This is a genomic window from Bacillus sp. FDAARGOS_235 (assembly GCF_002073415.2).
Lineage (GTDB): Bacteria > Bacillota > Bacilli > Bacillales > Bacillaceae_G > Bacillus_A > Bacillus_A toyonensis.
On sequence record NZ_CP020437.2, the window covers coordinates 1,720,602 to 1,733,072 of the forward strand.

10 protein-coding genes and 1 pseudogene are annotated in these 12,471 nt (G+C 37.0%); 6 read left to right on the plus strand and 5 right to left on the minus strand.

What is annotated here, in order from left to right; translation table 11 throughout:
• The first annotated feature begins 3 nt into the window (after positions 1-3).
• The 4 genes from A6J74_RS10570 to A6J74_RS10585 all read left to right on the plus strand — a co-directional run bounded on the left by A6J74_RS10570 (position 4) and on the right by A6J74_RS10585 (position 6,108).
• The gene (locus A6J74_RS10570; protein ID WP_001061533.1) at positions 4-1,923 is read left to right on the plus strand and encodes a putative thiazole-containing bacteriocin maturation protein; all 1,920 of its coding nucleotides are present in this window, start codon (positions 4-6) and stop codon (positions 1,921-1,923) included.
• A complete protein-coding gene (locus A6J74_RS10575) occupies positions 1,920-3,869 on the plus strand; it encodes a TOMM precursor leader peptide-binding protein (protein ID WP_000191877.1) in 1,950 nt (649 codons plus the stop codon). Before A6J74_RS10570 ends, A6J74_RS10575 begins: the two co-directional genes overlap by 4 nt.
• A gap of 15 nt (positions 3,870-3,884) precedes the next feature.
• On the plus strand, positions 3,885-5,426 hold the full coding sequence (locus A6J74_RS10580; RefSeq protein ID WP_001175562.1) for a SagB family peptide dehydrogenase: 1,542 nt from the start codon (positions 3,885-3,887) through the stop codon (positions 5,424-5,426).
• 91 nt (positions 5,427-5,517) lie between these two features.
• A complete protein-coding gene (locus A6J74_RS10585; protein WP_000025730.1) occupies positions 5,518-6,108 on the plus strand; it encodes a class I SAM-dependent methyltransferase in 591 nt (196 codons plus the stop codon).
• Positions 6,109-6,139: 31 nt separating this feature from the next.
• On the opposite strand, the gene A6J74_RS10590 is transcribed toward A6J74_RS10585, so the two are convergent.
• The 3 genes and pseudogenes from A6J74_RS10590 to A6J74_RS10605 form a co-directional block, all read right to left on the minus strand.
• Positions 6,140-6,550, minus strand: coding sequence for a DUF3908 family protein (locus A6J74_RS10590; protein WP_000996796.1), 411 nt, complete (start codon positions 6,548-6,550; stop codon positions 6,140-6,142).
• Between the two features lie 250 nt (positions 6,551-6,800).
• Positions 6,801-7,290 (minus strand): annotated as a pseudogene (locus A6J74_RS10595) (GNAT family N-acetyltransferase).
• A 76-nt stretch (positions 7,291-7,366) separates the two neighbouring features.
• A complete protein-coding gene (locus tag A6J74_RS10605; protein ID WP_001110250.1) occupies positions 7,367-8,701 on the minus strand; it encodes an FAD-dependent oxidoreductase in 1,335 nt (444 codons plus the stop codon).
• 199 nt (positions 8,702-8,900) lie between these two features.
• Here A6J74_RS10605 and A6J74_RS29755 point away from each other — a divergent pair, with 199 nt between their 5' ends.
• The gene (locus A6J74_RS29755) at positions 8,901-9,323 is read left to right on the plus strand and encodes a hypothetical protein (protein WP_000336278.1); all 423 of its coding nucleotides are present in this window, start codon (positions 8,901-8,903) and stop codon (positions 9,321-9,323) included.
• A gap of 46 nt (positions 9,324-9,369) precedes the next feature.
• Here A6J74_RS29755 and A6J74_RS10615 read toward each other — a convergent pair whose 3' ends face one another.
• Both A6J74_RS10615 and A6J74_RS10620 read right to left on the minus strand, forming a co-directional pair.
• Positions 9,370-10,605 carry a TcaA 3rd/4th domain-containing protein gene (locus tag A6J74_RS10615; protein WP_001099923.1) on the minus strand — a complete coding sequence of 412 codons (1,236 nt, stop codon included), beginning with the start codon at positions 10,603-10,605 and terminating at the stop codon, positions 9,370-9,372.
• A 19-nt stretch (positions 10,606-10,624) separates the two neighbouring features.
• On the minus strand, positions 10,625-11,410 hold the full coding sequence (locus A6J74_RS10620; protein WP_000650065.1) for a zinc ribbon domain-containing protein: 786 nt from the start codon (positions 11,408-11,410) through the stop codon (positions 10,625-10,627).
• Positions 11,411-11,611: 201 nt separating this feature from the next.
• Here A6J74_RS10620 and A6J74_RS10625 point away from each other — a divergent pair, with 201 nt between their 5' ends.
• Positions 11,612-12,445, plus strand: coding sequence for a hypothetical protein (locus A6J74_RS10625; RefSeq protein WP_000397501.1), 834 nt, complete (start codon positions 11,612-11,614; stop codon positions 12,443-12,445).
• The last annotated feature ends 26 nt before the right edge of the window (positions 12,446-12,471 follow it).

Here is a 12,471-nt window from a genome sequence, read left to right on the forward strand (position 1 = left end):
AAAATGAATAACCTTCCAGCTCATGCAAAGCTTAAAGCAAATAAGGATACTTTCTTCCTTCCCGACTCAAACGGGGGTGTCTATTTTCGAAATAACGCCAGTTCATTCCGCATGGACGGTGATGGAATTTATAACTGGATTGAAAAATTAATGCCTATGTTTAATGGTGATCATTCTTTAGCAGAAATAACCGATGGTCTTCCTCTCCCCTATCAACATCGTGTATTTGAAATTGGAGAGATTTTATATGAAAATGGTTTTGTTCGTGATGTAAGTCAAGATGCACCTCATGAATTAAACAGTGCATTACTCGATAGGTATGCTTCGCAAATTGAATTTCTAGAAGCTGATTCTCATTCAGGTGCTTTAAAATTCCAGACGTACCGCGCAGCAAATGTCCTTATACTTGGTTCTGGGGATATGCTTACTTCCTTAGTTTCTTCTTTACTAGAATCCGGATTACCTACATTTCATTACCTTGTCACAGATTATATGGAAACAAATTACGACCGAATTCATGAACTAGTAGAACGTGCATATGAAGTTGATGACAATGTACTTGTTCAAGAAATAGATACTACAATTGACCGCCCCCTGCATGAAGTGTTCGAACCCTTTGACTGGATTTTATACGTTTCTCAAAATGGAGACATTGAAGGCTTAAGAACAGTTCACACGATTTGCAAGGAAGTAGGAAAGAACTTCATACCCGCCATTTGTTTATCAACATTCGGTTTGGCTGGTCCTGTCGTAACAGCTGATCGTGAAGAATGCTGGGAATCAGCTTGGCATCGGCTACATGAAACTACTTTGCAAAATGAAAATGCATCAGCTCCTTTTTCACCAATTACTGGCGCAATGTTAGCAAATATAATTGTTTTTGAATTATTTAAACACGTCGCTGATGATTCATATCGAGAAAAAGAGCCACAATTCTTTTTATTAAACTGTGAAACACTCGAAGGGACATGGCATCCTTTTATAAAACATCCTCTCGCAACTGATGAAAGTTTTACAATTGATACAATAGAAAATCTTACCGAAAAACTTGCGCAGCGGTCCAACCAACATACTTCAACTGAATTGTTCCGTTTTTTCGACTCATTAACTTCTAAAGAAGCTGGTATATTCCATGTGTGGGATGAACAAAATTCATATCAACTACCGTTATCACAATGTAATATTCAAGTAGCTACACCACTATCCGATGGTCCCGCTTCCCTCCTGCCTCTTATGACTTGCGCTGGTTTGACTCATAATGAAGCTCGCCGTGAAGCTGGTTTAACAGGAATTGAAACATATGTAGCTGAAATCATTCATCGCCTTATTCCTGAACATAACGATATCGGTATTGGTGCTGGGGAAACGATGACAGAAGGTGTATACCGGGCACTACAACAACATTTAAACAATAAACTATATGAGCGGCAATCACATATGCTAGAAGAAATTACAACGATTGACCTAGCTGAAATTCATGATACACATTGTAAGTTTTATTACGATGCTCTCTCTACAATTCATGAAGCACCTAAAATAGCAATGAGTGAAGAGATTCTTAGTTTTCCAGTCGTTTGGGTCGGTGTAAATGATAGATGGTATGGCGCATCCAGTATTAATATGACGTTAGCGTTACGTAACGCACTACAACTATCTCTTCTTCACATTCAAAATGAAGAAACTCCATACAGAGCTACTGTTTTGCCCGAATCATCTATTATTTTATATGACACTGATTCTTTTCGAATAGAAATACAAGCGGACGAAGAAATTCCAGATGTGCAATCTTTACAGCTTGCCTTGCAGCATTTAGGAGAACATAATTTTTATCCATTCATGTTTGATTTAGCGATTGAATCATTTTTGAAAGAAAATTTAGATGGTGTGTACGGGGTATTAATTGCAAAGGAGGACGGTCTATGACTCAACATATATTGCTTATAGGAGATGGCCTACTTGCAGACTATGTACATGATCAATTACGCAAACAATATTCCATCATTCGCCAACATACAATTACAGACGAACTCCCTGAAAATATCAACCTCGCTCTCGTATTACATGACGGCTCTCCTTCTACTATTCATCATGATGCTGAGCTTGTTTTTCGTTCCAATCATATTCCGTGGCTACGTGCGTTTACTTCATTTGGTGAAGGTGTTATCGGACCTTATATTCATCCTCTTGCAACGGGATGCACCCATTGTGCCGATGGACGACGCTTTATCGCCGGATTTGATCAACAAGAAATGTGGGAATTACAGCGGAAATATGCATTGAAATCAGAGCACGTAACGAGGCGTGATGTACGCGCCACTCAAAATGGCATTCTGCAAATGTGCCAGCTCATTCATGCTGAAACGGAGAAAATATTAGCTCACGGACATTCTTCTTTAGAAAATGAACTCATTTTACTAAACTTACAAACACTGCAATGTACGCGGCATTCTTTTCTTCCAGATCCTCTCTGTCCTATATGTAGTAATTTACCTACTGATACTGCGGATGCGGCACAGATTTCTTTACAACCGAGCTTAAAAACAAGTGCTGAAACGTATCGCTGTCGTTCTATTCATGAACTAAATACATTTTTAACGAGAGACTATTTAGATTACCGGATTGGTATGTTGAATGGAAAAATGCAGCATTCTTTATTACCATTCGCTGACGTCATTATAAACATGCCGTTAATGTTTGGGAATGAAGGTGTTGCAGGTCGAACCCATTCATTTGCACTGAGTGAAGCAACTGCTATTTTAGAAGGTTTAGAACGATATTGTGGTATGTCACCTCGAGGAAAAAAGACAAATGTGCATGGTAGTTTTCATGATTTAGAGGATCATGCACTGAATCCTCTCACACTCGGTGTACATACAAATGAACATTATAATCGTGATAGTTTTCCGTTTAAGCCGTTTGATCCTGACTATGAACAAAACTGGGTATGGGGCTATTCTTTATCACAAAACAAGCCACTTTTAGTTCCAGAATCAATCGCTTATTATAGCCTCGGTCATCGGGATGCTTTCGTGTATGAAACATCCAATGGTTGTGCAATTGGTGGTAGTTTAGAAGAAGCAATTTTTCACGGCATTTTAGAAATTGTAGAGCGTGATGCCTTCTTGCTCACTTGGTATGCTGAATTACCTCTTCCCCGCCTTGATCTTAGCTCAGCAAACGATACTGAATTACAATTAATGATTCAGCGGTTACGCACGATTACCGGGTATGAATTACACGTTTTTAACGCGACGATGGAACATGGCATCCCGAGTTTATGGGTAATTGCGAAAAATACGCGTGCAAATGGAATGAACGTTGTTTGTGCAGGGGGCTCTCATTTAGATCCTATTCGAGCTATAAAAAGTGCAATTCACGAAATAGCAGGCATGTTACTAATAGCAGATGATGAGCTCGAGCAAAAAAGAGAGTACTACGAAAAATGCTTACAAGATCCTTATCTCGTTAATAAAATGGAAGACCATAGTATGCTGTACGGATTAAAAGAAACGGAAGAACGTCTTCATTTCCTTTTACGTGAAGATGCTCCGGTGCAATCGTTCCAAGAAATGAATGCATTACAATCGTTTGATATGGATTTGACATCTGATCTTCATCAACTTTTAAATCGTTTGCATCAATCTGGGCTCGAAGTAATCGTTGTAGATCAAACCGTCCCCCTTATAGAGCAGAACGGATTACATTGTGTAAAAGTCATGATCCCAGGCATGCTACCGATGACGTTCGGTCACCATCTCACTCGTGTTACCGGACTGGATAGAGTGTACACTGTACCGATGACACTTGGATATAGGGCTGAGCCTTTAACAAACGAACAATTAAATCCACATCCTCATCCATTTCCATAGTAAAGGGGGGATTTCATGCAGCTAGATACTTTTTTACATCATCTCCATTTCACTATTGATGAAATTATGCCGAATCATGAGGTGGACTGGGAAGACGCACCGCTTCCTTATAAGTTATATCGAAATGTACCTGTCATCCCTCTCTCTTCAGAAATCCCAATATCTTTGCCGAACTCTTCTACTACACCTACTTTGGATGAGATTGGTGCTTACCTTTTGTATTCATTTGGTATAACCCAATTATGTCAGCTCAATAGCGAAAGAAATTTATTCCGGAGGTCTATCCCTTCAGGTGGTGCTTTATATCCGAATGAATTGTATATATATTTAAAATTGAATCATTATCCAGACGGCATTTACCATTATGACGCTGCGCATCACCGACTTATCTTACTTCGCGAAGGAAATTTTGATTCTTATCTTATAGACACACTCGGCAATCGCTGTAACATACATTCTTGCTTTGGTGCTGCATTTGTATCCACTATGTTTTGGAAAAACTTTTTTAAATACAATAACTTTTCGTATCGTCTGCAAGGATTAGATAGCGGCGTTCTCATCGGTCAATTACTCGAATGTGCGAAACAGTTCGGTTACAAAAATGGCATATACTTTCAATTTCTAGACCGTGCAATCAATCATTTACTCGGACTGACCGAAGGAGAAGAAAGTGTGTATGCTGTTATTCCTTTAAGTACAGAACCGAATATAGATTGGTTCCACGATGATTATCGTAAAAATAAAACCGTTACTTCTCATGACTTATTGCAGCAAATTCCACCTTTAGCACATGAGCATTTCATTCGTTCCAAACATGTGGAAGGATATCCAATGATAACAAAAATAAATGAAGCATCTATGATTGAATCGACAGAACACTTCCAAACACTAGCTCATGAAGAGTACTATCAACATCATGCGCACACTGTACAGCTACCGAAAGTAGAGCGTTTATCGTATAATTTCTTACAACTTTGTAAAGAACGGTACTCCCCTAACGATGACTTTACTTTAACGAAATGGGATGCAGCTGAGCTCGCTACTTTACTACAAGAAGCGAGTCTCTCCTTCCCCTATTACAACGACCTTGATGGCAAGTATATAAATGAAAATGCACGCGTCTCCTTATATGGATGTTTTTATAACGTAAAAACTATTGAAAACGGGGCTTATGCTTATAACAGTAAAACACATTCCATACACCCAATTCGGTATGGAGACCTTCGTTACCCCCTTCAGTCTAGTATGACGATGGATAACGTAAACCTTTTTCAAGTACCACTTTGCTTACATGTAGTTGGAAAGAAGGATTACTACACACGTGCATTAGGCTATAGAGGATATCGCATTCACCAAATGGAAGCTGGTATACTCGTTCATAAACTCGTTTTCGCTGCGACCGCTATGGGGATGGGTGGTCATCCGTTACTAAGTTTTGATACAAATTCTTGTGATCAATTGTACGGGATTGATGGTGGAAATGAAACATCACTTATTCAAATTCCTGTTGGGGCGTATCGAGTGCGGAATTGGTTAAAAGGTTCTTTGCATAATTAAAAGCACGCCGTCCACCGGCGTGCTTTTTTAAAGGACTTAATTTATAAAAAGCGAAATAAGTATATATTCTTACATAAAAGGAGAGTCTGATTTGAGCATTTTACAACAATTAATTCAGCAAGCAAAAAATCCTCGTGGAACAATTGGTTCTTCCATGCTTTGTATTATGAACGCTGCACATACGAAATTAACAAAGTGGGCGTTGCAAAAAGTGCATATAAAGACAGAGGCAGTTATATTAGATATCGGCTGTGGCGGAGGCAAAACAATACACACTCTTTCAAAAAGAACTACATTTGGGAAAATATACGGGATTGATTACTCCGATCAAGCTGTTGAAAACTCAAAAAAAGCAAATATGAAAGATGTAAAAACAGGGAAAGTAATCATTCATCAAGCTAACGTCTCCTCTATTCCTTACAATACGAACTTCTTCGATCTCATTACCGCCTTTCAAACTCATTATTTTTGGCCCGATGTTGAACACGATATAAAAGAAGTGCTTCGCGTCTTACAACCGAACGGATCCTTTTTATTAGTGGCTGAAACTTTCAAAATTCAATATCATATGAAGAAATTTAAAACGACGGAAGAATTAATAAACCTTTTTTATAAGACGGGATTTAAAAGTGTGAAATGTTATGAAGAAAGAGGTTGTATCTGTGTAATCGGAAATAAGTAAAAAAGCAGACCCTTAAGAGTCTGCTTTTTTACTAGATTACTTTAAAGATACTCTTAATTTGTCTTGCAAATAACCAATTTTTCGTACCATAGTTATCATTTAAACTATCTAAATTGATAGTTTGTCCGTTAGCAAACTTTAATTCTAACGTTGTATTTTTGTCATTTGTTTTTAAATTACTATTTGTAATGGCATCATACTTTAATTTTTCAATCTCAACATATTCGTCTTTTTCTTGTCCGATAACGACATGGTCTTGGAAGAAAAACAATACTTCTACTTTCTTACCGAAGCAAAATACATTTTTCGTATAAATTAATGTCGCATTATCAAGTCCGACACATACTTCTTTCATCTCTTCAACAACGTGTCCAAAATCTTCTTCCTGTCTTGCGTTTGATTCCGCAATCCATTCCTCGATTGTTTTCATGTTAATTGCCATACTGCGCCCCCTGGTTCGTTCATTGCTTTGTTAAAAAACAAATACTATATGACAATATAAGCGATACATACTTTGTTTTCAAGGGTGAACCTTATATTCAAAATAAAGTGAAACTTTAATCAGTAGGAGGGCTGTTCATCCCCCACTGATTATCAGCCCTCACCAATCGGGCGTTTACGAGCAACCCGACTCCCACAAATAGCGGGATAAAGCTAAATTTCAAAGTAATATACGAGGAACACTTATTTCATTATATTTTAAACGTTTGAACGAGGCATTCTTCATCATCAATCATTTGTTTTCGTTCATCAAATTCAATGTTTAACTCTCTATATACTTTCTTCCAAAACGAAACTGCCGGTACATTTTTTAGAAGTTCGATAACGAAATACTGTCCTCGTTTCTCTTCTAGTAAATTTTCAATAACTTGTTTACCGATTCCTTTTCCCCTATATTGATTCAATATGAAAATGTCATTCATACAAAAATCGTTTTCTTTCTTCAAAAATGGACGTTCTAATAATAATAAAAATCCTACAATACTATTATCAATTTTTATAAAATATGGAGTGATTCCGTCATTTTTCCAAAACAAGTGTAAATCTTTATATTCCCAAAAAACCATTTACTCCAATCGTTATATTAGTGGTGAATTTGGAAAGGTCATGAAGATATAATGCGTACAAATTACGTAATATTTCTTTTTCTGATTCTTGAACTCTTTGAAGTGCTACAACCATTTTTATAAATCGCCCTCTTTATTATTCAATAAAAAAGATTACTTCCCTTTACAAAAAAAGTAGCACTTTAAAAGTGCTACTCCGCTCTCCTTGCTGCTTGCTGAATTGGATCCCAAACGCTGTTATATGGTGGTGCGTAACTTAAGTCGACGTCTTCTAAATCGTGAATGCTCATTTTATTGAAAAGCGCCATTGCAATCACATCAATACGCTTATCTACACCTTCTTCCCCAATTACTTGTCCACCCAACAATTGCTTCGTATCGGAGCGATATAGCAATTTTAAGTAAAGTGGTTTCGCATTTGGATAATAGCCCGCCATATTTGTTGAATCTACTTTAACTGTTTTATACGGGATATTGAGCCCTTTCGCTTCTTTTTCATTTAAGCCTGTTCTCGCGAGTGTCAAATCCATAAATTTAATAATGCCTGTACCTAACGTACCTTTAAATGATCTTCGTTTATCAACCATATTGAGTCCAGCAAGTCGTCCTTGTTTATTGGCAGTCGTTCCAATTGGAATATGATCATGAATTTCTTTTATAACGTGATAATGTGTCGCGCAATCACCAGCAGCATATACGTCTTGCACATTCGTTTGCATATATGCATTTACTTCAATTGCCCCTTTATAATTTGTACGTATATTGGTTCCTTCAAGAAAATCAGTATTTGGCTTTACTCCGACAGATACTAAAACAAGATCTGCTTTATACGTACCTTTATCCGTTTCAATCTCCTCTACTCGCTCTTTTCCTCTAAACGCTTTTACATTTTCATTCGTTACAATTTCAATATGATGTTTATCCGCTTCTTTATGTATATATTCCGCCATATCTGCATCATAAATCGTACCGATATGATCATTTCGCTCAATCATCCTCACTTTTTTACCGAGTTCAACGAATGTTTCTGCCATCTCCAGTCCAATCGCACCGCCGCCAATAATTGTTACGTCTTCAACTTTGTTCGTTTCTAGCGTTTTTAATATACGCTCAGTATCTGGAATTGTTTTTAAAAGATGAATGCCTTGTAACTCTCGTCCTTCCCATTCTGGCATAACAGGACGCACTCCCGTCGCAATTAATAAACGGTCATACGTAAATTCAAAAACATCTTTCGTCTCCGTATGCTTTGCGTACACAATTTTCTTTTCCGTATCTACTTTCGTTACTTCATGTCGCACTTTCGCATCAATTCCGTACTTATCACGAAACGTCTTCACGTTACGCGCAATTAATTTTTCCGTCGAAGCAATAGCACCACTAATGACATACGGTAATCCGCACTGAGCGTATGAATAGATTTCACCTTTTTCTAACGTCACAACGTTTGCAGTTTCATCGTTTCTTACAATTTGCATAGCTGCACTCATCCCAGCAGCATCTCCGCCAATAATGACATAGTTCACTTTACCACTCCTTCTTTTTTACCTACTCTTTACAATTTCCATATTTTACAGAAATAACACCTATTCCCATTGTAAAGAAATAATATTTCATCTACAAATTTAGTGCACAAACCTATGCCTGAATAGGTAACTGTCGTGTCTTATAACCAACATGGTTAATATGCTATAACAGTAACTATTGAAAGTAGGTGAAACATACATGTGCCCTGGCCTTCTCGCTCAAACTCCAGATGAACCGCAAGAACCGAAAGCCGCCACGCCACTTGACCAAGAATTTTCCATTAACGCAACCATATACAGCGCTCGTGCTTGGTTATCTGACAACGATACCTACGCACAAGATATTTGGAAAGGCACTCGCTTCGCTTCAGCATCACATGCTGGTAAATCTATATTTCCAAGTGGTACTATTAAAGTTATTAACTTATCTGCAGATACAATAACGGTTACTACATCAGGAGATTCAGATCATAATCTCAAAACAGTCGTAGCACCCTATTCTGAAGTAGCTTTATCACCTAGTTCTTTATCCGCCGTACAGGCTAGTACATCAGGAAAAGCAAGTAAAGTCACATTTCTCTTTCACATCTTTTTCTCAAGAGATCCTGGTCCAGCTAAATAATCATAGAAAAGGTACAGTAATACACACTGTACCTTTTTCACGAACGCTATTCTCTTGATTTAATCAATTCAACATTATAAGCTTCAATATCCGTTAGCTTTCCTGTAAAATACGGATTTTCTCTGTACCAAGACTGTTTTGAAAAATACGCTTGCATATCTTTCGTTTGAAATATATTTCCATGTCTTGCGTATATTTCGTTTCTAGCAATTTTCAACTGTTCTTTCGTTACATACGTTAAATCTGCATTCGTTAATTTTCGAATATCACTATCAGGGAAGATAAAACCATTGTATACATACCCAGTCGTAGGTGGCGGAGTAACATTGTAAACGACTGTTTTTTCTACGCTTTTCTTTTCGAATGGAAGGTTATAAGCCGAAAGTGCTGTTACCGTTTCTACTTTTGTTGTTTCCCTTCCGCTTTCTCCATTGCGTTCTAAATAAATCGTCGCACTTCCATCAGTTGCTACGGGACCCCACGTAATTTCTTCTCCGGTCAATGCGGTAACTGGCTTTTGATTCACATATAATGTCGCACCAGGCGCGTTCGTTTGAACTGTAATATATTGCCCTTGCAACGTTAAATCTATCGTTACATTATTTTGACTTTGTTTCATAAGTACAACTTTTTCCTCGCGTGATAGTTTTACATAGTCATTTTTATATTCCACTTGAAACACTTGAGCTCCTGGAAGAAATGGTCCATATTGCTTCTGAAAATTTTTGTCTTCTGTCTTATCGATTTCTTTTCCGTTCATTTTTAAAGATGCACCTTTTTCATTTGAAAGCAAAGTCGTATAATACGTCCTTGCCTTCAATTTATATCGATCAAATATAAAGTAATGTTTCCCGTCTTTCGTTAAAGAAAAATCCGCTCTTTCAATTCCGTCCCCTTGCTTTTCACCTTGCTTTAAATATTGTTTCAATTCATTCACGTAAGACGGATTTTCTTTTATATATGAAAATAGAGGCTTGAAACTCTCTCTCGTTACAATAACCGATGGGTCATCTGTTGTAATAATCTCAGCTAATTTTTCTCCATCTCTCTCTTGTAAAATCGTAATCATCCGGTCTACTTGTGCCACCTGCGCATAATACGATGATCCATACAAATACAATCCAACAATCGCTATAACAAGTAGTGCTAAAAATGTAATGCCAATTTTTGTACCGCTCCCCATTTTCTTCTTCACTACTGGAATTTCTCTCTTGGTACCGCAGTTTTGACAAAATTGCACACCATCTACAAACTGCGTTCCACACTTTGTACATACATTCATCCATTCAACCACCTTTGCATTAGAAGCCAGTTAATCCCTGTGTAAAGGCTTGAATTACAGTGCTAATGTAAGACCAAAGTACAATAAATGTTACGATTCCAATGAAAACATTTGCGATAAGAAGTGTGTAAACAAGATCTAATCCGCCATTATCTAATTTTAATATGGCTACAATTATACTAATCCCTATATAAGTTGTAGCTAACGATAATAATATCGGTAAGAAAAAGATTAATAAGAAACTAAAAAGAAAAGTAAGAACTAATATAGCAATAACCGGCGTTGCTATCGTTCCCCATATGCCGAATACTTCAAGAAACGAAAAAGAGGATTTCATCATCTTACCACTTATAAAAATAATGAATCCAACAAACAAAGTTAAAATTAATAAAAAGAAAAATACCGTTACAGATTCTCCAAAAAATGTAGGAGTATATACTTCTGGCACTAGCGTTCTCGTAACAGCTGCACCAGCACTCATCATTCTATAAAAAATACATGCTCCTAAAAAACAAATAAGAACAAGACTGACAATTCCATTTCGCACTTCGACATTGCCACTTTGCATAATCGCTGTCGGTGCTTGAAATGCCTGTTTAAAAAACCGAAAATAGCCACTCGTAAACCGCTTTGCTTGCTCTACCGTTTCATTTGGACGAGTTTCCTTCGCTTGCTCTGCATGCGATGATTGCTGATTTTCTTCTTGGACACCACTTGCTACTACTTCTTCGGTTAACGAATGTCCACAATTCCCGCAAAACTTTGCTTCTACTGCATTTTCTGTATGACATGCTGGACATTTCACGCTCTCATCCCTCCTTAAGCATATATCTTATAAGATGTTACAAGTTCAATATATGACTTTGGACATAAAACATGACTACAAGAAACAGATTATGAAATCCTGCTTTTGAAAGAAAATATATAGACTAGTAATCTAGAAAAATAATGCTATTATGAAACAGAGCAACTAAAGTGAAACTTTAAACAGATTGGATGAAAGGCAATGGAATTTGTAAACTCAATTTTTCAAATACTCCTTACAAGCGTGATCCAGTTATTTTCTTTAATTGGAGTCATCATTGTAATCGGATTTCTATTAGGTTATTTAGAATCTCTCACACGAATGTATTGGTCGAGGGCTTTCGGAAGAAAAGGATTTCTTTTGACTGCGTGGATTGGTGTTCCTATTCATGAACTTGGACATGCCATTATGTGCGTACTATTTCGTCATAAAATTGTAGCAACGCAGTTCTTCCCAACAGATACGAGCCAAGGTGCGTTAGGTTACGTACAACATCAATACAATCAAAAAAGTGTATATCAACGAATTGGGAATTTCTTCATTGGAATTGGCCCTATTATTTCTGGTATTACTGCATTAATCCTTTTCATGCGCTATTTCGTACCAGAGTCATATTTTTTATTTAATACAACTCTCGAAAAGACGATTGCATCTACTTCTATTACTTTAGAAATGGTTCAAAACATGCTCTTGTCGACGTTCGTATTATTGAAAAGCTTATTTACAATAAACAATTTATTGAACCCTTCCTTTTGGTTATTTTTATTTATCGCTATTTGTATTTCTGCACATATCGCTTTAAGTAAACCAGACATTAAAGGATCCATTGACGGTGTCATCGTCATGTTTATCGTATTGTTTTTATTTAATATAATAGCAGAACTTTTTCAGTACGACAGTAACCAACTCATTGGGAAAGTAATGAAATATAATATGTATCTCATTGCATTTTCTAGTGTGGCACTGCTGTTCTCTTGTATTTCTACACTTGTTAGTTTTGGGTTTTATAAAATAAGAGGAGGGCGTTCATTGTGAAATGCCCCCGTATTAAAAAAGCGCAA